The following is a 20,691-nucleotide window of genomic DNA, read 5'->3' on the forward strand; positions in this document are numbered from 1 at the left end:
CCTCGCCGGTTTCTCTCCGATCCCTTTCGAACCCCGGGAAAGTCTTTCCCCTGGTCTCCCCATACAACACCGTTAAAAGATTTAGGAAGGGGAGAGCGCGAGAGGGGAGAACCCTTTTCAAAGGGTTTCCCCTCTCGCACTGTTTTCTCTCTCCAATCACCTAATGCGCTCCGGCGAAGAGCATGGGCTTGAAGTTGAAGTTGCGCACGCGCTCGGCGTTGTGGCAGCGCTCGCATTCGGCCATGGCCAGCTTCGATTTGATGAAGGATGGATCGCCGCCGGAATCGACATGGGCCGAGCCCGGGCCGTGGCAGACCTCGCAGCCGGCATTGGCCAGTTCGGGCGTTTTCTCGAAGCTCACGAAACCGCCGGGCCGGCCGTAGCCGGTGGTGTGGCAGGCGAAGCAGCCGCGCAGTTCCTCGGCGGTGAGCTTTTTGGCCATGATCTTGACCGATTGGGAGGAGTGGGCCTTTTTCGAATACCTGGAATAGGAGTCGTATTCCTTGGCGTGGCATTCCTGGCAGGCCTTGGAGCCGACGTAGGAGGCGGGCTTGGCCGGTTCGGGCGGGGCTTGTTCGTTTTGCTGGGCGAAGGCGGGGATCGGCAGGGGGGCGAAAAACAGGACCGCCGTAAGTAAAGCCGCATACAAAGACCGCCGCCGGACTGACATGGAGGGGCTCCTGGGCTTGGGTGGAAGAGGTAAATTACGTTAGCCTATTTTCCAGGCCCGAGCAATATGGTTTGGCCAATGACAGTGATGTCTCACGGAGGGGCCGCCGCGCGGCGGACAGGGGCAAGGGGGGGCGGGGAAGCGTTGTTCGATTGTGCCGCCGGGGGGATGGCCCCCCCGACGGACAAGGGCGGGAGAACCCGCCCGGAGAAGGGCTACCAGTCGAGGGTGGCCTTGAAGGCCTGGGCCAGATCCTCGGCGGTTTCGGCGCAGAAGATGACCGGTCCCCGGCGCAGGATCAGGTCCGGGGCTTCGGTGACCACGCCGACATGGCCCAGGGACTGACCGGCGAAAAGCGCTTCGAAGGCGTCCCGGTTTTCCGGGGCGACCGTCACCACCAGTCGGCTTTGGGATTCGGCGTAGAGCAGTTCCAGGTCGGTCAGCCCGGGGACGGCCGGAGCCAGGGCCAGATCCAGGTCCGCGCCGAGCCGGCCGCCGAGCGCCATTTCGGCCAGGGCCACGGCCAGGCCGCCGTCGGAGCAGTCGTGGCAGGCGGAAACCAGCCCCCGGCGCATGGCCGCGTGCAGGGTCCGGTAGCGCCGCGCGGCCGGGGTCGCGTCGACCTGGGGCACGTCGGGTGAGGAGAAGCCCAGTTCGTCGGCCAGTTCCGAGGCGCCCAGTTCCGGGCGCGTGATGCCGAGCACGTAGACCAGATCGTCGGCCTGCTTGAAATCGGACGTGACCACGCGGGCGACGTCGGGCACGAACCCCATGACCGAAAAGAGCACCGTGGGCGGGATGGAAATCTTGGCCCCGCCGCCGGAGTAATCGTTCTTCATGGAATCCTTGCCCGAGATGCAGGGCACGCGGTAGGCCCGGCTGAAATGGGCCAGGGCCCGGTTGGCGCGCACGAGCTGGGCCAGCTTGTAGCGGCCGTCCGGGGTCTTTTCCGATTCCACCGGGTCGCACCAGCAGAAGTTGTCCACCCCGGCCAGGCGCGCGGGGTCCGCGCCCACGGCCACGGCGCCGCGCACGGCCTCGTCGATGGCCGCGGCCATCATCCAGTAGGTGTCGATGTCGGAATAGCGCGGGCAGATGCCGTGGGAGAGCGCCACGCCCTCGGGACGCGACAGGTCCGGGCGCAGCACGCCGCCGTCGGACGGGCCGTCGCGCCGCGCGCCGCAAAGGGGCTTGACCGCCGAGCCGCCTTTGACCTCGTGGTCGTACTGGCGCACCACGTATTCCTTGCTGCAGATATTGAGCCGGCCGAGCATGCGTTTCAAGAGCTTGCCGTGACCGCCGCCGGGCATGGCGGGTTCGGTGCGGGCGATCTCCGGGCGCTTCCAGGCGGCGGCCAGGCGCATGCGCGGCGTGCCCCCGTGCAGGAAATCCATGTCGATGTAGGCCACGGTGCGCTTGTCGTAAAAAACGCGCAGGAACCCGGAGTTGGTGAAGTTGCCAAGCTCGGTGGATTCCACGCCCATTTCGCGGGAAAGCTTCATGAAGGCCGGAAAATGCACGGGCGGCACGGCCAGGGTCATGCGCTCCTGGGCCTCGGAAGTGAAAATCTCCCAGGGGACCAGGCCGTCGTATTTGAGGGGCACGCGGTCGAGGTAGAGTTCGCAGCCGCCGCAGTCCTGGGCCATCTCGCCGACGGAGCTCGAAAGCCCGCCCGCGCCGTTGTCGGTGATGGCATGGTAAAGCCCCAGGTCGCGGGCGCGCATGAGAAAATCGTACATGCGGCGCTGGGTGATGGGGTCGCCGATCTGCACGGCCGTGGCCGGCGAGCCCTCGTGGAGCTCCTCGGAGGAAAACGTCGCGCCGTGGATGCCGTCCTTGCCGACCCGGCCGCCGACCATGACGATGTAGTCCCCGGGCATGGCCTTTTTGACGTAGCTCGGCTTGCCGTGCAGGTCCGCCGGCAGGGTGCCGACCGTGCCGCAAAAAACCAGCGGTTTGCCGAGGTAGCGCTCGTCGAAGACGAGGGAGCCGTTGACGGTCGGGATGCCGGACTTGTTGCCGCCGTGCTCCACGCCCTCGCGCACGCCTTCGAGCACCCGGCGCGGGTGGAGCAGGCGCGGGGGAAGCTGGCCTTCCCAGAACGGCGAGGCGAAGCAGAAGACGTCGGTGTTGCACAAAAGGTTCGCGCCCATGCCGGTGCCCATGGGGTCGCGGTTGACGCCGACGATGCCGGTCAGGGCGCCGCCGTAGGGGTCCAGGGCCGAGGGGCTGTTGTGGGTCTCCACCTTGATGCAGATGTGCAGGTCCTCGGTGAAGCGCACCACGCCGGCGTTGTCGGAAAAAACCGACAGGCAGAAGTCGTTTTCGCCAAGCGTGCGGCGGATGTCGCGGGTCGAGCCCTGGATGTAGGTCTTGTACAGGCTCTCGATGACCTCGACCTCGCCGGTCTCCTCGTCGACATAGTCGATTATGGCGTTGAAAATCTTGTGCTTGCAGTGCTCGGACCATGTCTGGGCGATGCACTCGAGCTCCACGTCGGTGGGGTTGTGGTGGAGTCCCCAGCACGAGCGGCGCATTTTGAATCCCGGCCGGCCGAAATAGGCGCGGATGGCCCACCACTCGGGCAACGACAGGGCCAGGGTGCGCTCGCGCCCGAGGGCCAGCATTTCCGGCTCGAGCATGTTGAAGATGTCCGGAACCTCGACCTTGGCGCTGGCCTGTCCGGTCACCTTGGCCGCGCGGGCGGGAAATCCGGGCTCGGCGCGCCACTCGGCGCCGGACTTGATGTCGTGGCGCTGGAGCAGATCGTTGGCCAGCAGGTCCACGGCCACACGCTCGGCCGCAGCCCGGTCGGGCAGGCCCTCGATGTGGTACTGGGCGGCGGTGTAGACGGCCAGCGACGCCAAGCGGTCCTCGGGCAGGGAAAGCGCCAGGGCGATGGTGTCCCGGGCGGTCCTGGCCTCGTTGTCGGTCACGCCCGGGCGGAAGCCGATCTCGATGACCCAGTCCGTGGCCTCCGGGGCCGGGGAGAGGGGCTCGAGGGAAGCGGTCTGGACCACCGGGTCGTGCAGCACGCCGGCCGTGGCCACCTGTGCCGCCTCGGCCTCGGTCAGGCCATCGATGGTGAAGATTTTGACGAGGCGAACGGCCTTGACGGGCAGGCGCAGTTCGGTTCCGATCTTGGCGGCCACACGATGGCCGAGGACGTCCGTAACGCTTGGGCGCAGGCCCACGGCGACGCGACTGAGCATGGCGTTCCTTTCCTGATGGTCCGATGCGCGCCGGCAGCCGCCGGCCGAGCCCGGCCTATTTGTCCCGGGCGAGCATGGGCGCCAGCACCTGGCCGATGAGGCCGGCTTCCGGCGAGGGAGGGAAGACGGCCAGGGCGGCCTGGGCTTTTTCCAGGTAGGTGGCGGCCATTTCCCGGGTTTTTTCGGCGTGTCCGCCGGCAACGATGTTGCCGCGCAAATATTCGATGTCCTCTCCGGAAAGCTGATCCTGGCGGAAGTCCTCGGCCAGCCGGCGGCGCGCCTCGAAGGGCAGGGAGGCCAGGTAGAGGATCAGGGGCAGCGTGACCTTGCCTTCCTTGAGATCGCCGCCCGTGGGCTTGCCGGAAACGGCGGCCGGGGAGGTGTAGTCCAGGGCGTCGTCCACGAGCTGGAAGGCGATGCCGCAGTTGCCGCCAAGGGTCTTGGCCGCCTCTCGCAGGTTGGCGTCGGCCCCGGCCAGCACCGCGCCGCAGTGGCAGGCGGCCTGGAGCAGGTGGGCCGTCTTGCCCATGATGATGGAAAGATACGTGTCGAGGGGCAGATCGGTGTCGCGCAGGTGGGCGATTTCCAAAATCTCGCCCGTGGCGGTCTGGAGCAGGGCCTCGGAGAGGATGCGGGTCAGCTCCGGATCGTCGTATTCGGCCACGGTCCGGTTGGCCAGGGCCAACAGCACGTCGCCGGCCAGGATGGTGTGGGTGGCGCCGAAACGGGTGTGGGCCGAGGGCCTGCCGCGCCGCAGCGTCGCCCCGTCCACGATGTCGTCGTGGAGCAGGGTGGCCGAATGGAGAAACTCCAGGGAGCAGGCCAGGGGATAGACGTCGTCTTCCTGGTGCCCCAGCGCCCTGGCCACCAGAATGGCGAGCAGCGGACGCAGGCGTTTGCCTCCGGCCAAAAGCACATGGCGCACCACCGGCTGCACCAGAGGACTCAATGACGCCGTGGCGTCCTCCAGATGCCGGTTTATGGCCGGAACTTCCCGAGATAAAATGTCCGCGAAATCGCTCATCCGCTGGCGTTTAACAGTATTGGTCCGGGGCTGGCAAGGGGGAAGCTGCCGGGAAATGGCGTTCTTTGGCCATTTGCGCCAACTCGTGCAAATGCGAAAGCGCTTTGGCCCCGGTTTTGCCCATGGCCAGGCTCAGCTCGCCCACATAGGCGGCGATGTGGGCCCGGATGACGGCCTCGTTTTTTTCCCGGGCCAGAAGCCGGGCCAGGGGAGCCACCAGTTCCGGCTCCTCCCGGGCGGCCAGGAGGCTCTCGCGCAGCAGCTCCCCAAGCGCCGCCAGCCGCGCCTGCCCCAGGCTCTTCCTGGCCAGGATCACCCCCAGCGGCACGGGCACGTCCGGCAGGCGCGCCTGCCACCATTGGCCAAGGTCGAGGACCAGGCGCAGGCCATGGTCGGCGGCGGCCAGGGCGGTTTCGTGGATGAGCAGCCCCGCTTCGGCCCGGCCTGAGCGCACCGCGTCCACGATGGCGTCGTAGCGCACCGGGACAAAGGCGGCGTCCGGGGTCGGCAGGCCGGGATCGTCGCCGGCCAGGGCGGCCCGCAGCAGCGTCGCCGCCGTGGTGCGCAGTCCCGGCACGGCCACCGTCCGGGGCCGGCCGGAGAAATTCTTGTCGACCACCAGCTTGGGGCCGGCCCCGAAGCCGAAGGCCGCGCCCGAGGGCAGCACAGCGTAGCTCTGCGCCAGGGGCGCGGCCATGGCCGCCGACACCTTGACCACGTCGTAGGTCCCGGCCAGGGCGGCTTCGTTTAAGGTTTCCACATCCTCGAAGGCAAAGGCGGCGCGGGCGTCCGGCAAGCCCACCCGGCCGAGAATCCAGGCCCCGAAGATGACCACATCGTTGGGGCAGGGGGAAATGGCGACGGAAAGGACATCGCTTGGCACGGCGAACCTCGGTGCTCAGGAAAGAAGTCGGTCGGCGGCGCGGCCAAGAGCGGCCAGGGCCCCGGACAGGTCCCAGTCTTCCGGCGGACGCGAGCCGACCTTGTTGGAGATAGCGCGCAGTTCCAGAAACGGCACGCCGGCCAGGGACGCGGCCATGGCCACGGCGAAGCCCTCCATGGACTCGGTTGCGGCTTTGTATTTGCGGGAAAGGATCGCGGCCCGGTCCGGTTCGCCGGAAACCCCGGCCACGGTGACGGCGGCGCCCAGGGCGCAGCCGTCGGGGAGGCGCAGGCCCATGGCCGTCGCGCCGGCATCGGGGGCAAGGACCATGTGGTCGAAGACCGGGGCGCCGGCGAGGGTCAGCTGGGGAAAGCCCAGGCCCTGGGTGTCCACACCGGCCTTGGCCCGCAGGCCGTATTCGGGAAACGCCTCGGCCGTGGCCGCGACGATCCCCCTAAGGGGCGCGGCCGCGAAGTCGAAGCTCCCGGCCAGCCCCAGGTTGATCACGCCCGAAACGGACGTCCCCAGCCGGCCGAGGGCCAGGCCCAGGCTGGCGGCGGCGGCCACCGGGCCGACCCCGGTGACGCACACCAGGTGCTCGCGTCCGCCGCGACGCCAGAAAACGTTCCCCCCCGGCTCCGGCGCGGCCGGCGCGCCGAGCGGCGACAGCGCCGCCTTGTATTCCTTGGCCGTGGCCAGGACGATGACCAGGGGCGAATCGGTGTGTTGTGCCTGCGTCATGACGATGGGATTAGAGACGCCAGTAGCGGAAGCCGGCGGCCTCTCCGGCGGCGCGGTCGAAAATGCCCTTGACGTCCACCAGGATGGGATCGACGTTCGCCCGGAACCAGCCGGCGAGATCGGTCAGGGAGAGGCCCTTGAAGGCGTCGTGGCCCACGGCGACAATGAGGGCGTCCAGGTCGCGCAGTTCTTCCATGGGCACGAGGGTCAGGCCGTATTCCTCCCGGGCTTCCTCGGGCGAGGCCATGGGATCATGGATGAGCACGTGCATGCGGAATTCGCAGAGCTCGCGCACGATGTCCACGACCTTGGTGTTGCGAAGATCGGGCACGTTTTCCTTGAAGGTGAGCCCGAGTATGCCGATGCGCGGCGTGGTCGTGCGGCATTCCGCGCGAATGATGAGCTTCATCGTGGCCTCGGCCACGTGCTTGCCCATGGAATCGTTGATGCGCCGCCCGGCCGGAATGACCTGGGGATGCAGGTTCAGGCTCTGGGCCTTGTAGAGCAGGTAGTAGGGGTCCACGCCGATGCAGTGGCCGCCGACGAGGCCGGGCCGAAACGGCAGGAAGTTCCATTTGCTCCCGGCGGCTTCGAGCACGTCGGTGGTGTCGATGTCCAGCCGTTCGCAGATAAGCGACAGCTCGTTCATGAGCGCGATGTTGATGTCGCGCTGGGTGTTTTCGATGACCTTGGCCGCCTCGGCCACCTTGATGCTCGGGGCCTTGTGGATGCCCGCCGTGACCACCGTGCCGTAGACTTCGGCCAGGAGGTCGGTCACCTCCGGGGTTTGGCCGGAGACGATTTTCACCACGGTTTTTAAGGTGTGGACCTTGTCGCCGGGGTTGATGCGCTCGGGCGAGTAGCCGATGAAAAAGTCCTTGCCGGCGGCAAGTCCGCAGCCCTTCTCCAGAAGCGGCTGGCAGACTTCCTCGGTGAGTCCGGGGTAGACCGTGGATTCGTAGACCACCACCGAACCGGGGGTGAGGTGTTCGCCCAGCAGCGTGGACGCCTCGACGAGGGGGCCGAGTTCCGGCACCCGGTTGGCGTTTATGGGCGTGGGCACGGCCACGATGAAAAATTTGCAGGCGGAAAGATCGGCCGGGTCGCTGGTGTAGCGGACCGTCGCGGCGGCGAGGTCGGCCGGCTCGACTTCCAGGGTGCTGTCCTGGCCGTTTTCAAGCTCCGCGACGCGGGCGGCCTTGATGTCGAAACCGACCACGTCGAAATGCCGGGACAGGGCCACGGCCAGCGGCAGGCCGACATAGCCGAGGCCGATGACGGCAATGGGGGCATTTTTCTCGCGGATGTCCTCGAAAGTGATCAATGTCGTGTGCTCCTTCATAAGGGAATGGCTGAGAAGCGGTTTCGGGCCGGATAGCCCAAAGTCCGGCGGGGGGCAAGGCGGACGTATTTACTTGTCCCGGCCGAACCCGTATCCTCGCTCCATGCATTTCGAATGGAAAATTTTTCTGACGGCCTTGGGCTTGGCGTTTATTCTGGAGGGCCTGCCGTATTTTCTGGCGGCCGAAAAGATGCCCGAGGTGCTGCGCGCGCTTTCCGAGCGCAAGCCCCGCGAACTGCGCATGCTCGGCATGACCGCCATGCTGGTCGGGCTGCTGCTCATTATCGTGCTGCGCGGAGCGGGCTGAGGCGCTGCGTCATCGACCGGGGGAGGGGACCCTTTTTTGCAAAAAAGGGTCCCCTCCCCCGGACCCCCACCCTCCCAAAAAACTCTTTATAGGGTCGGTGGCGGAAGAACTTCGATGATCTTGTCCCAATCGTTTTCCTGCCTGCAACGATACCCGTTGAAAGTTTTTGAAGGGGGTCCAGGGGGAAACTTTTTCCAAAAAGTTTCCCCCTGGCCGCCGGAGGCATTCTTCCTTCTTTCTCCCGTCCCTGCTTACTCCGCCTTGACCCCGGCGTGCACGAACACGATGCCTCCGGTCATGGCCCGGTAGGACACCTCGGCGAATCCCGCCTGGCGCATCTGTTCGGCCAGGGCCGCTTCGTCCGGGAATTCGCGGATCGTTTCGGCGAGGTACAGGTAGGCCTCGTCGTCGCCGGAGATCAGTTTGCCGATTTTCGGCAGCACCCGGCGCAGATAGAAATTGTAGCAGCCGCCCCACAGCCGGCGTTTGCCCGTGCCGAATTCCAGCACCATGAGCCGCCCGCCGGGCCGCAGCACCCGGGCCAGTTCCCGGAAGGCGTTCTCCCGGGGGCGGATGTTGCGGATGCCGAACGCGATGGTCGCCCCGGCCACGGACGCGTCCGGAAGCGGCAGGGCCAGGCCGTCGCCGAGCACCGGATGGATGCGGCGGCCAAGGTGCGGCGGAATCTTGGTCTTCCCCCGCACGAGCATGGGCAGGCAGGGGTCCACGGCCACGACCTGCCGGTCGCACTGTCCGGCCAGCATGATGGAGACGTCGAGGGTGCCGGCGGCCAGATCCAGGACCGGCCCGGCCGGCAGGCCCGGGGCGGCGAGCGCCCGCACCATGGCCCGTCTCCAGGCGATGTCGCAGCCGGCCGAGAGCAGGTGGTTGAGCAGGTCGTAGGAGCCGGCCACGCGGCCGAACATGCCGGCCACGCGCCGCGCGTCGCCGGGCGTTGGCAGATCAGCCATCGTCGCGTCCGCCTTCTGCGGTCCCGGTCCCCTCGGACCGGCTGATCACCCGCAGCACTTCCTCGTATATCGGGCCGAAATGCTCGGTGAAATTCCCGGGCGAAATGCGGCCGGTTTCCACGAACTTGACCACGATTTCCTTGGTCACCTGCAAGGCCAGGTTTTCCCGTTTGTCCAAGCGTCCACCTCCAGAGAAGAAAAACCCGCCCGGTTGGGGAAATGGCCTTGGACCGTCCAAGGGCAAGGGCCGGGCGGGAAAAGGGAAAAACCAGGGGAGGCACTCCCCTTTTTTGCGCCCGGCCTAGCATGGCTTGGCCCGGACGTCGAGGGCCGGGCCAAGGGCGGCGGCGGGGCGTTTTTTGCGGGCGCGATTATTGTGGGACGCGGCGGGATCACGTAAGGTTCCGCAAAATCGCCGATCCCGTAACCGACCGCCGCGTTTGAGGTCGTGCGCGGGCAAGGAGTCTTGCCGCCATGCATCCGTCTCTCGCCGCCCCTCCCGGTCTGGCCTTGCCGTCACCCTGGGGAATTTTCGAAATCCTGCTGCTTGTCACCTTCGCGGCCCATCTGCTGGTCATGAACGTGGCGCTCGGCGGCACGCTGCTGCTTTTCTTCGCGCCGGGACCGGATCGGGGCGCGGCCGTGGCCCTGGGCAAAAGCCTGCCGACCGCCGTGGCCATCACCGTCAACCTCGGCATCCCGCCGCTTCTGTTCGCCACCGTGCTCTACGGCCATTTCCTCTACACCGCCGCCGTGCTTTCGGCCTCGGTCTGGCTGTCGCTTTTTCTGGTGGTCATGGTCGCCTATGCGCTCCTCTACCGGGCCCAACCCCGGCTGGCCGCCAAAGGATCGAACGCGATCGTCGTCCTGGCCGCCTGTCTGCTGCTGGCGGCAAGCCTCATTTTGGTCAACGTGTCCACCCTGTCCCAGCGCCCGGACGTCTGGAAGGCTTATTTCGACCATTCCGGGGGCACGCTCGTCAATTTGACCGACCCGACGTTTATCCCGCGCTGGCTCCATTTCGTCACCGCCTCCCTGGCCGTGGCCGGGCTTTTCCTGGCGCTTGTAAGCCGCAAGGCGGCCGGCCGGGGGGACGGGGCCGCGTCCTGGCGGCTGCGCACCGGGCTAAAGTGGTTCACCCGGGGGACCATGGTCCAGTTCGCCGTGGGCATCTGGTTTCTGCTGGCCCTGCCCCAGGCGGTGATGCTGCGTTTTCTCGGCGCAAGCGGGCTGGCCACCTTTACGTTTTTTTGCGGCATAGCCCTGGGCGCGGCCTCGCTTTGGGCCGGGCTCAAGGAAAAGGTCGTGACGGCCGTCTGGCTGACCGCGACCACGGTGCTGGCCATGGCCTGCGTGCGCGAGCTTGTCCGACAGGCCTATCTGGCCCCGGATTTCAGCCCGGCCACGCTGCCGACGCTCAGCCAATGGGGCCCGTTTTTCATGTTCGCGGCCAGCGCCGTCTTTTCCGGCGGCGTCATCGTCTGGATGGTGGCCGCCTATCGCCGTCAGGCGGGGAGGGGCTAAGCCATGGATTATCCCGTCTGGCAACTGGCCGCGTTCGGCGGCGGCTTCTGGATCATCGTCATCGCCGTGCTTCACGTGTTCGTGGCCCATTTCGCCGTGGGCGGCGGACTGTTCCTGGTCCTGACCGAGGCCAGGGCGCGCCGGCTCGGCTCCGCGCCCCTGCTTGAGTATCTCCATCGCCACACCCGGTTTTTCCTGCTCCTCACCATGGTCTTCGGCGGACTTTCCGGTGTCGGCATCTGGCTGACGATCACTACGCTCGCGCCCCAGGCCACCCTCGTGCTGGTGCGCACCTTCGCCTGGGGCTGGGCCACGGAATGGGCGTTTTTCGCCGGCGAGATCGGAGCCCTGCTCGTCTATTATTACGGCTTCGACCGGCTCGACGCCAAGACCCACATGCGGGTGGGCTTTTTCTATTTTCTCTTCGCCTTCCTGTCGCTTTTCGCCATCAACGGCATCATCGGCTTCATGCTCACCCCGGGCCAGTGGCCGGTGACGCTTGATTTCTGGGACGGCTTTTTCAATCCCACCTTCTGGCCGTCCCTGGTGCTGCGCTCGGCGTTGGCCTTGCTTCTGGCCGGGCTGTTCGGCTTCGCCACGGCCCTTGGCATTCGCGACGAAGAGGCCCGGGAGATCATGCTGCGCATGGCCTGCCGCTGGGTGGTCGCGGCCGCGCCGGTGCTGCTTCTTTCCGGCTGGTGGTACGTGGGCGTGTTGCCGGACGTGGTGCGCGCCTTCGTGCTGCATCGCTCCCTGGAAATCGCCTCCTACCGGGCGGCCTATCCCGTGCTGCTCGTGGCTCTGGCCGCCGGGGCGCTGGCCCTGGTGACGCGGCTGCCGCTTCGGTTGCGGCGCGTGTTCGCCGTGGTGCTGCTCCTTTTGGGCCTGGGCCTGGTCGGGACCTTCGAGACCATCCGCGAGGCGGCCCGGAAGCCCTGGCTCATCTACGGCCAGCTCTGGGCCACGGATATCCGGCCGTCGCGCGTCGCGCCCTACGACGCGCCGTTTCTGCCCCGGGCCAAATGGGCCAGGTTCAAGCGGGTCACCGCGGAAAACCGCTTGGCCGCCGGCAAGGAACTCTACGACCTGCAGTGTCTGGCCTGCCATTCCGTGGGCGGGCCGTTCAAGGACATCCGCAAATATACCGGTCATATCGGCGCGGCCGGCATGGCCGCCTACCTGACCGGGCAGGGCAAGCTCTTCACCCAGATGCCGCCTTTTCTCGGCGACAAGGACGAGCGCGACGCCCTGGCCGCCTACATTGCCGAAGGCATCAACGGGAAAAAGCCGCTTAAGCCAAAGCCCGTGTCCATCGACCCGGTAACGGTCGACCTGCCGGCCTTTGACGCCGCCTCCTCGCCGTATCTCCTGATCGGCGTGAGCAGCCTGGGCATGGTGGCTACGGCCGGCTGCGACGGTTCGTTTTCGCTGGCCGTGCCGGGCGACACCCTGGAAGCGGTACTCATCAAACGCGACGTCATGCCCGAGGTGGTGACCAAGGACGTGACCGTGAGCTACGCCGCGCCCGAGGGTTTCAAGCACCCGTCGGCCCGGTCGGATTTCTGGAAGTATTCCAAGGCGCTTGTCGGCAAGAAGCTTCCGCCTGACGTGTCGCTGACGGGCCTGACGCCGGACGGCGAAATGAAGGCCGGGGACAAGCTCTTTGCCGCCGCCGGCATCCCGGTTACGCCCTATCCCGAAAAGGGCGGCGTGAACCCCTATCCGGTCTTCACCCTGGCGGCCAGGGACGCCAAGACCGGCGAGGTGCTGGCCACGACCAAGGCCGTGGCTCCGGCTTCCACGGAAATGCGCTGCTACACCTGCCATGGCGGGAGCTTCGGCGTGGACGGCGTCACCGGCGTGTCCAGGGAGACCGCCAAAGGCATCCTGGCCGTGCACGACCGGCGAAACGGCACGGACCTGTCCGCCCGGGCCGCCGCCGGCGATCCCGTGGCCTGCCAGAGCTGCCACCCCGACGCCGGGCCCAATGCCGGCGTTTCGGCCCGGGGCGGCAAGGCGCTGCTGTCGCTTTCCGCCGCCATCCACGGCTTCCACGCCTCCTACCTCGCCGGCGGCGACGCGACCGCCTGCGCCAACTGCCATCCCACGGCCCCGGACGGCGTGACCCAGGCCCAGCGCGACAACCACAGCGCGGCCGGCGTGACCTGCGTCAACTGCCACGGCTACATGGAGGACCACGCCCTGTCGCTGCTGCGCCACGAGCGCATGGTCGGCAAGAAGGCGGCGGACTGGCTCATGAAGCCACTTTCGCCGCGAAGCGTGGCCGCCGTATCCGACGTGAAGCCCCGGGCCGCCTGGATTCAGGAACCGGATTGCCTGACCTGCCACAAGGACTTCATGCTGCCCGGCAAGCACGCCACGGCGTTTAACACCTGGACGGCCAACGCCACGCAGCTTTTCCGCAACCGCAAGGAATACACCGGCAACGTGCCCTGCGCGGCCTGCCACGGCAGCCCCCACGCCACCTTTGTCGCGGTCAACGACTACGGCATCGACATCAACAACATCCCCGGCATGCAGTACATGGGCGCGCCCGGCGTGGTCGGCTCGGGCAAACGCTGCGACGTCTGCCATACCGTGGAGATGGAAGGCGGCGAGGTCCACCACCCGAATATGGTGAAGGAATAGGGGAGAGGGAGACGTTGGGAAGATGCCTCCGGCGGCCAGGGGGAAACTTTTTGAAAAAAGTTTCCCCCTGGACCCCCTCCAAAAACTTTCAACGGGAAGTGGGGGGGGCGAGGAGAAAGGGAAGAGGAAATTCTATGAAATCGATGCTGATACTGTTCTTGCTGGTGGCGCTCCCGACGGTCGCCCTGGCGGCGGGCCGGCGGGTCACCCCGGAGATGCGCGAGGCCCTGACCCAGAAGCTGACCGCCCAGTGCCTGCAACAGGAGGCCGCCTTCGCCCAAAAGGGCTACACCAGGGCCCAGACCGTGGCCATCTGCAAATGCGCCATGCAACAAACCGGCGCGCTGCTGAATTCCCGGACCGTGGACTACATCCTGCGCCACGGCGTCATGCCGGAAGACATGCAGCGCAAGGCGGCCTCGGCCACCGAAGGCTGCATCCGCTCCATCACCATGCACCGCAAGCCGTAAAAAAAAGCCCGTCGCGTGAACGCGGCGGGCTGCGTCATTTCCAGTCGGAAGGATATCAGACGACCTTGATCAGCTCGTATTCCGGGGTGCCGAGCCCCATGGCCGCGCCGTGGGTGAAGGTCACGTCGCCGCGCGTCCACTTCCAAAGCGCCGCGAATTTGTCCTCGCCGGCGCCGAGGCCGTGCTCGAGCTGGCAGTCCGGGCAGGCCGCCTGCCCATTGACGAGGTCCAGGCAGGCCTTGTCCAGGGCCACCGGGTCGCTGGAGGCCAGAAAGCCGATGTCCGGCACGATGGGCGCGTCGGACCAGGGCACGCAGTCGCAGTCCGGGGTGATGTTGGTCAGAAAGTTGAAAAAGCCCGCCTTGCCGTGTTTTCCGGCTACCGCGCCGTAGGCGTATTCCACCAGCCGCTCCATGAAGGGCACGATCTCGGTGTGCCAGTCGATGCGCATGGCCTTTTTCGGGCACACGGTCAGGCATTCGCCGCAGCCGATGCAGATCGCCTTTTCGATGACGGCTTTTTTGTCCTGCATGGTGGCCGCTCCGGCCGGGCAGACCGCCACGCACTGGCCGCAGCCGATGCATTTTTTCGGCTCCACGACGAAACGCACGCAGTGCTGGTCCTGCTTGCCGGCGCGCGCGGCGCAGCCCATGCCCAGGTTCTTGACCGCGCCGCCGAAGCCGGCCAGCTCGTGGCCCTTGAAATGGGACAGCACGATCAGGGCGTCGGCCCGGGCGATGTCGCCGGCGATCTTCACCTTGTCGAAGTGCTTGCCCGGAATTGCCACCTCCACGATGTTGGTGCTGTCCAGGCCGTCGGCGATGATGACCGGCGCGCCGAGCACCGCGTAGTCGAAGCCGTGCTCCACGGCCGTGGCGATGTGGTCCACGGAATTGTGGCGGGCGCCGGAGTAGAGGGTGTTGGTGTCGGTGACGAAGGGCCGGCCGCCGCAGGCCTTGATCCGTTCGACCACGGTCCGGGCGTGGGTGGGGCTTATGTGGGTGTCGCAGCCGCGTTCCCCGAAATGGGCCTTGATGGCGGTCAGATCGCCCCTGGCGATGATGTTGTCGAAGCCCGCCGCCTCGAACAGTTTTTTGATCTTGGCCGTGCGGTTCTTGTTGGCGGCGCGGGCCCGCAGATCGGCGAAATAGACCTTGGCCGGCTCACGCGGCGCGGCGTCACTCATGGGACGTATCCTCTTTCGGGCGGGCGGGGCTTGCCTCGCGTCCGCCGGTTTTGCGTTCCAGGGCCGAGACCCGGTCGGCGAGATCGGACATCCGCCGCCCGTCCTCTTCCTGGCGGGTTTTCAGGTAGTCCTCCAGCACCGGCGCCGAGCGCAGATGCAGGTCGGACTGGGGAAAGGCGATCTCGATGCCGGCTTCCCGGAAAAGCCGGTCGATGGCCTCGCGGATGGCGCAGGTGGCCGCCACCGCGCCGGACACGTCGGCCAGCCACACCCGCAGGCGGAAATCCAGGGTGCTGGCCCCGAAATCCCAGTGCAGCACCTGGGGCGGCGGATTGCCGAGCACGACCGGGCAGGTTTCGGCGGCGGCCAAAAGCTTCTCGCGCACCAGCGCCGTGTCCGAGCCGTAGGCCACGCCCACGCAGATGTCGCGGCGCACGCTCGGGTCCCGGTGGCTCCAGTTGACGATCTTGCCGGAAATAAGCTCCGAGTTGGGCACGAACACCGTGGCGTTTTCGAAGGTCAGCACCTCGGTGTTGCGGATGTTGACCTCCTTGACCACGCCCCAGGCGTCTCCGAGCTGGATGGTGTCCCCGGCCTGGACGGAACGGCCGAACAGCAGGATCAGGCCGCTGATGAAATTGTTGACCATGGTCTGCAAACCGAAGCCGATGCCGACCGACAGGCCGCCGGCCACCACCGCGATGCTGGTCAGGGACAGCCCGAGCACCGTCATGATGAAAATGGCGTAAAGGCCCCACCAGACATAGGTGTTGATGGTCAGAAGCGAGGCCTTGGCCACGCGTTCCGTGCTGCGCCGCCGGCCGGTCGCGTTGGCGATGAAGGTGGCGGACAGGGAAATAAGCGCCCGCACGGCGTAGTAGCCGGCCATGAGGCTCACCAGCTTTTTGAGGCTGATGCCCACGGACTCGACATGGGTTTCGGTGGTGAGCAGCTCCAGGAAAATATCCTCGCCGCCGTATTGGGTCGACAGCAGCCACAAAAACAAGAACAGATAGAGCAGGAAGAAAAAGGGAAAACCGGCCTCGGCCGCCACGCCGAGCAGCGCGGCCCCCACCCCCGGATGCCGCTGGGGTTCGTGGCGGCTGAAGATGTGCGTGGTATGGGAGGCGAAGCGCAGGGCCAGGGCGATGTAGAAAAGCGACGAGGCCATCAGCACGGCGGTCTGGGGCAGGCCGACCAGGGCGAGGAAGGCCAGCACCGGCAGCAGGTAGGTCAGGGCCTGTGTCAGGCCGCGCTCCAGGCGCTGTCCCTCTGGGGTGCGGTTGTGGCGGGCGTGGAAGGCCCAGGCCGACAGGCACAGGATTACGCCGAAAATGGGGGCCATGATCGGTTCGGGGACGCGGGCGGCCTCGAGCAGCAGGCCCAGGGAAAAAATGCGCCAGGTGGGCCACAGTACCGGCGGCAACGCCACGCCGAGCGTTTCCGTCAGGCGCAGCCGCGACAGATAGACCAGGGCGGCGGCCATCATGATTTCGCCAACCGAGGACAGACACGTGAAAAGGAAAAACGGCGCGCGTCGGGACATGACGATAAAAAATACCCCCACCGCCAGGCAGACTCCGGCTTTGCGCAGGGTCGCCCGCGAAGGCCGGGGAAAACCGCGCCGTACCGCCAGCCACTCGCCAAGCAGGGCCAGGGCGAACACGGCCAGGGCGAAGGCGCCGCCGGTCATGCCGCCGCGCAGGAGCGCGAGCTGGTTGTGGCGGGTGTGTAGCAGTTCCCGGCAGAGCCCGAGCCCGAGGTCCCAGTCCTCCAATTCCTGGTGAAGATAGGTCAGGAAGAAGGGGGACAGGGGCGTGGGGAACACTTCCGTGTAATAGGCTTTCCAGGCGGGCGTCAGGGCGGCCTGGAGGGATTCCTCGGCGGCCTTGATCTGGGCGGCCAGCTCGCGCAGGGGGCCGGTTTCCGCCCCTATGGAATCGCGCAGGGCCGAGAGTTCGGCGGTGAGGGCGGCGATGGAATTGCGCGAGGGCAGGAGCGCTTGCCGATACTGCTCGGGGATTTGCTGCCGGGTGATTTCCAGCAGCCTGTCCCGGTAGGTGTCGAGCATGGCCACGTTCTGCTCCAGACTGGTCCAGGTCTGCTCCGGCCGCTGGCTCAGGCGTTCCACCGCGAAACGGAGCCGGGCAAATCCGGCCAGCAGGTCGCGGATTTCCCATGGGTCCGAAGCCGTGGCCTGCCACAAGGCCAGCTTGGCCCGTTCATGGACCAGCGCATCCACCTGCCTGTCCCGGTCGAGCACTTCCTTGGCATGACGCGCCTTGAAGGCGTCGAGGCGGTCATGGACCATCTTATCCTGCTTGCGCAGGGTATCCATGACCATGCTCCATTCGTTGCTGTCGTCGGCGTGAAGCGCCACAGGACCGGCGATCAGGGCCAGCAGCAAGACGAGCAGGAAGATGACGTCGCGGCGGGGCATCATGGCTCGGTTGATACGAGGTTGCCCCTGCCCTGTCCATGGCCGGCGTTTCGCCCGGGGAGGGCAAACGAGGAAGCGCTGTTTTTAGGCACGTTTTTCCCCGGCCGCGTCGGGGGAAAGAGCCTCTAGTCCGCTTGATCCCTTTTGCCGCCCGAGCCGAGCGCCCACTTGATCTGGCGGCACACGCCCATCAGCAGGCTGTATTCCTGGCGCTTGAGGCCCACGCGGTCGATGAAGCGCCGCACCGGCAGCATCCAGTACTCCGGATTGTCGGGCTTGATGAAGTCGATGGACAAAAGCGTCCGACGAAGCGCCGCGAAAAGCGCTTCCCGCTCGGCATGGGTGACCGTGCGCGCCGGCGTCGGACCGGCCGGTTCACCAACGTGGCCCGTTGTCGCCTTGAACATCTCGTAGCACATGACGAGCACGGCCTGGGCCAGATTGAGCGAGGTGGCCTCGTCCGAGGTGGGGATGTTGACCAGCCGGCCGCACAGTTGGGTTTCCTGGTTGGAAAGCCCCGCGTCCTCGGGACCGAACACCACGGCCACGTTGCCGCCGGCCGCCAGCGTGGGGCAGGCCGAAACCGCCGCCTGCTCGGGGCTTATGACCCCGGTGCGCCAGCCGCCAAGCCGCGCCGTGGTGCCGAAAACCAGCTCCGCCCCGGCCACGGCCGCGTCCAGGGTCGGGTAAAATTCCAGCTTCTCCAGCAACAGCCCACCCTTGCTCGTGGCCATGGGGCGCGCCCGGTCCAGGTCAAAGGCCGGCGGGTCGACCAAAAGCAAACGCGAAACGCCCATGTTGGCGCAGGCCCTGGCCGCCGCGCCGACATTTTCGGAGAACTTGGGCCGAAAAAGGACGATGGAGAGATGTTCGAGCATGGTGGTGATGATGATGGTTGCGGATTGTGGGGAGGGAGGCCCCTTTTTGAAAAAAAGGGGCCTCCCTCCCCACACCCCTCCCTCCCCCAAAAACTTCTCATGGGGGCGATTCGTTAAAATTCGCGGTGCGATACCTTTCGCCCCGAAGGGGCGACGGCTGGTGGTGGCTGGATTTTGCCCGACGCGCCTGCCGCGAAGCGGCGGCATCGTCGGACGAAATCCAGCCACCATCTTCCAGGGCTCAGACCCTTCGCAAGCCAGCCACGCCTCCCGCCGGCCAGAGCGAATCGGGGGGACCGGGGGGCGCGCCCGCCCCCCGGCGGTGAGGTCCAGGAGAGGCAGCGCCTCTCCTGGCCGCCGGAGGCACGCTTCTCCCCGCTACGGCTATACGCCTTCGCGCAGCCATTCGGCGAAGTCGGAGAGTTCGCCGGTCCAGCCCTGGCTTAAGCGGACATTTAAGAACTGAATATAGAGCGCGTCGAAGAAGCCGGCGCATTTTTCGATCAGGTACATCTTTTCCAGCACCTTGGCGTCGGGGTCGTCGCCTTCTTCGGAGCGGGTTTCCGTTTTGGGGGGGCGCAGGGCGTTGAACGTGAAGTCGTCGGCCTTGGCCACAACGGTCCAGGTTTCGCCGTCCTGTTCGAAGCGGATCAGCGCCCGGTCCACGCGTTTGCCGCTTTTGACGCCGAGGCGCGCTTCGGCGAACTGGGCGTGGGGACCGGAAACGGTGGCGGTTTCGGCTTCCTCGCCGGTGCCGCCGCGCACCGATATTTTCTGCTCCAGGTAGACGTTGACCTCGGAGCCGTCGGGCAGTTTGAAAAGCCAGCCGCTTTTTTCGCTTTTGAACCAGAGCCAGGTCAGGAAATCCTGGCCGAGCACCGGATTTTTGGCTTCCGCCATGTTTATATCCATACGCATGCCCTCCCGGCGTCGCTATGGTTCAGGTCTGGTGTGCGGTAGGCTGGCCGGCTGGGGGCAGGGCGGCCGCGCGCGGCGCATATTTGAAGAATACGCCTTCGCGTCCGACCTGCCCCCAGCCGGCCCTGGCCACGCGCCCCTTGCCGGGAGCAATGCTTCTCCCGGGGTGTCCGGTATGGTCAGCCTGGCGCACAAACAACAATTTTTGCCCTATCAATCCGAAAGATAAGGACTTCTCCCCAATACCGTATCGGGTCGTCCCCGATGCCCCCTATCGAAAGTTTTTGAAGGGGGTCCAGGGGGAAACTTTTTTCAAAAAGTTTCCCCCTGGCCGCCGGAGGCATCTTCTCTCTCTTCCTCTCTATCCATTGCCTCCGAACGCGCTGGGTTCGACGTGTTCGATGGCCAGGCCGCGTTCGACGCCGAGGATGCGTTCGGCGAGGTAGGCCGGCGTTTGCGGTTCCAGGTGCAGTTCGAAGGTCAGGGTGAAGAGGTCCTCGAAGAGCGTTTGGACCTTGCCGTTGGTGGAGCACAGCCAGATGACGTGATCCATGGTGTTCCACACGGCCTCGAACACGGCCGGGATGGGCAGGGACCGGGCCATGAGGTGGAGCTTGATCCGCTCGGCGATTTCCTTCTTGCGGTCCTTGGAGACGAAGTTTTTGCCTGCGGCCTGGTTGTGTTCCTTTTCCTGGTCGAGGGCCAGGCGCAGGTGTTTTTTGAGCACGGCCGGGGAGATGCGGCGCGTGTCCAGGCGCAGGGAGAAGGCCAGGTAGTGGCCTTTTTCCGGCGGCGCGGTGCGCCACTCGGTGTCGAGGTAATCCTCGAAGGCGACCCAGCCGAAGGAACGTTCGTCGGCGGTGCCGTCAATGTCCACGAAAGCGTATTTTTTGAGGCGGTCGGGGGCTTCCCGCAGGATGTCGTCCTTCACCTCGCCGACGATCCTGTAGCGGGTGAATCCGCCGCTGGCAGCCAAAAGTCCCAAGGCGTCCTCCTTTGCCGGCCGGTGGTATCCGGCATGGCGAATGGGTTGTGTGGCTCAATAGATCAAATCCGGCCGACGCGCCAGGGCCGTCGCCCGGGGTGGCATATTGGGTATAATCGTTGTGATATGAACAAGTTAGGGGCGCTATTCAACGCATTTGGCCCGCCTTATGCAGTGTGAAAAGAAACGGAGGTGACGTCATGGCCGTCATCAACTTCGCCCACACGGATGGCAGGATGCACATCGGCTCGCACTCCCGCAAGGCAATCACCCCCTCCGGGTGCAACGAACCTTTCAAGAAGTCCTACTGGTGCCCGAAGCGCAAGTGGTTTGCCAAGGAGCCGTGCCCGTTTTCCAACCGGTTCGAATGCATGAGCTTCGCACGCTTCAGCGGAGCCCTCTAGGCCGGGGTCCCTCATCCGGCGGGTTGCAGGAGGCCGTCCGGCCTTTTGCAACCATCGCCGCCACGTCATCGCGTCCTCCCGGGCGCA

The 20,691-nt window shown here is 66.2% G+C and carries 18 protein-coding genes; 5 read left to right on the forward strand and 13 right to left on the reverse strand.

All coding sequences use genetic code 11. The annotated features are described in order from the left end of the window. Positions 1-160 precede the first annotated feature (160 nt). From K9F62_09180 to K9F62_09205, 6 genes are all read right to left on the reverse strand, one after another. Positions 161-670: a cytochrome c family protein gene (locus K9F62_09180; GenBank protein ID UJX42827.1), complete on the reverse strand. Its 510-nt coding sequence runs from the start codon at positions 668-670 to the stop codon at positions 161-163. Positions 671-885: 215 nt separating this feature from the next. After that, a complete protein-coding gene (locus tag K9F62_09185; GenBank protein ID UJX42828.1) occupies positions 886-3,882 on the reverse strand; it encodes a phosphoribosylformylglycinamidine synthase in 2,997 nt (998 codons plus the stop codon). Positions 3,883-3,937: 55 nt separating this feature from the next. Next, positions 3,938-4,906, reverse strand: coding sequence for a polyprenyl synthetase family protein (locus K9F62_09190; GenBank protein ID UJX42829.1), 969 nt, complete (start codon positions 4,904-4,906; stop codon positions 3,938-3,940). 10 nt (positions 4,907-4,916) lie between these two features. After that, positions 4,917-5,789 (reverse strand): ABC transporter substrate-binding protein, encoded by an 873-nt coding sequence (locus tag K9F62_09195; GenBank protein ID UJX42830.1) that lies wholly within the window; start codon positions 5,787-5,789, stop codon positions 4,917-4,919. A 15-nt stretch (positions 5,790-5,804) separates the two neighbouring features. Further along, a complete protein-coding gene (mqnB, locus tag K9F62_09200; GenBank protein UJX43178.1) occupies positions 5,805-6,536 on the reverse strand; it encodes a futalosine hydrolase in 732 nt (243 codons plus the stop codon). 4 nt (positions 6,537-6,540) lie between these two features. Continuing rightward, positions 6,541-7,854 carry a nucleotide sugar dehydrogenase gene (locus tag K9F62_09205; GenBank protein UJX42831.1) on the reverse strand — a complete coding sequence of 438 codons (1,314 nt, stop codon included), beginning with the start codon at positions 7,852-7,854 and terminating at the stop codon, positions 6,541-6,543. 121 nt (positions 7,855-7,975) lie between these two features. Here K9F62_09205 and K9F62_09210 point away from each other — a divergent pair, with 121 nt between their 5' ends. Next, complete coding sequence (locus K9F62_09210) at positions 7,976-8,179, forward strand: DUF2065 domain-containing protein (GenBank protein ID UJX42832.1); 204 nt, start codon at positions 7,976-7,978, stop codon at positions 8,177-8,179. 251 nt (positions 8,180-8,430) lie between these two features. On the opposite strand, the gene K9F62_09215 is transcribed toward K9F62_09210, so the two are convergent. Beyond that, entirely contained in the window at positions 8,431-9,150 is a 720-nt protein-coding gene (locus tag K9F62_09215) for a ubiquinone/menaquinone biosynthesis methyltransferase (GenBank protein UJX42833.1), read from the reverse strand. Continuing rightward, positions 9,143-9,328 (reverse strand): hypothetical protein, encoded by a 186-nt coding sequence (locus tag K9F62_09220; protein ID UJX42834.1) that lies wholly within the window; start codon positions 9,326-9,328, stop codon positions 9,143-9,145. Before K9F62_09220 ends, K9F62_09215 begins: the two co-directional genes overlap by 8 nt. A 296-nt stretch (positions 9,329-9,624) precedes the next feature. Between K9F62_09220 and K9F62_09225 the strand changes: the two genes are divergently transcribed. The 3 genes from K9F62_09225 (at position 9,625) to K9F62_09235 (ending at position 13,793) form a co-directional block, all read left to right on the forward strand. Next, complete coding sequence (locus tag K9F62_09225) at positions 9,625-10,674, forward strand: hypothetical protein (protein UJX42835.1); 1,050 nt, start codon at positions 9,625-9,627, stop codon at positions 10,672-10,674. A gap of 3 nt (positions 10,675-10,677) precedes the next feature. Further along, positions 10,678-13,323: a cytochrome C gene (locus tag K9F62_09230; protein UJX42836.1), complete on the forward strand. Its 2,646-nt coding sequence runs from the start codon at positions 10,678-10,680 to the stop codon at positions 13,321-13,323. A 134-nt stretch (positions 13,324-13,457) separates the two neighbouring features. Beyond that, positions 13,458-13,793 (forward strand): hypothetical protein, encoded by a 336-nt coding sequence (locus K9F62_09235; GenBank protein ID UJX42837.1) that lies wholly within the window; start codon positions 13,458-13,460, stop codon positions 13,791-13,793. Positions 13,794-13,848: 55 nt separating this feature from the next. Here the strand turns inward: K9F62_09235 and K9F62_09240 are convergent, their stop codons facing one another. From K9F62_09240 to K9F62_09260, 5 genes are all read right to left on the reverse strand, one after another. Next, the gene (locus K9F62_09240; GenBank protein ID UJX42838.1) at positions 13,849-14,979 is read right to left on the reverse strand and encodes a DUF362 domain-containing protein; all 1,131 of its coding nucleotides are present in this window, start codon (positions 14,977-14,979) and stop codon (positions 13,849-13,851) included. Continuing rightward, complete coding sequence (locus tag K9F62_09245; protein UJX42839.1) at positions 14,972-17,419, reverse strand: mechanosensitive ion channel; 2,448 nt, start codon at positions 17,417-17,419, stop codon at positions 14,972-14,974. The genes K9F62_09240 and K9F62_09245 overlap by 8 nt, the downstream gene beginning before the upstream one ends. Positions 17,420-17,544: 125 nt before the next feature. Next, a complete protein-coding gene (locus tag K9F62_09250; protein ID UJX42840.1) occupies positions 17,545-18,297 on the reverse strand; it encodes an RNA methyltransferase in 753 nt (250 codons plus the stop codon). Positions 18,298-18,681: 384 nt separating this feature from the next. Continuing rightward, positions 18,682-19,209, reverse strand: coding sequence for a hypothetical protein (locus tag K9F62_09255; protein ID UJX43179.1), 528 nt, complete (start codon positions 19,207-19,209; stop codon positions 18,682-18,684). Positions 19,210-19,576: 367 nt separating this feature from the next. Then, complete coding sequence (locus K9F62_09260; protein ID UJX42841.1) at positions 19,577-20,200, reverse strand: hypothetical protein; 624 nt, start codon at positions 20,198-20,200, stop codon at positions 19,577-19,579. A 200-nt stretch (positions 20,201-20,400) separates the two neighbouring features. On the opposite strand from K9F62_09260, the gene K9F62_09265 reads away from it, so the two are divergent. Beyond that, entirely contained in the window at positions 20,401-20,604 is a 204-nt protein-coding gene (locus tag K9F62_09265; protein UJX42842.1) for a hypothetical protein, read from the forward strand. Positions 20,605-20,691: the final 87 nt, after the last annotated feature.

Origin of the sequence: Desulfovibrio sp. JY (assembly GCA_021730285.1) — a bacterium.
Lineage (GTDB): Bacteria > Desulfobacterota > Desulfovibrionia > Desulfovibrionales > Desulfovibrionaceae > Solidesulfovibrio.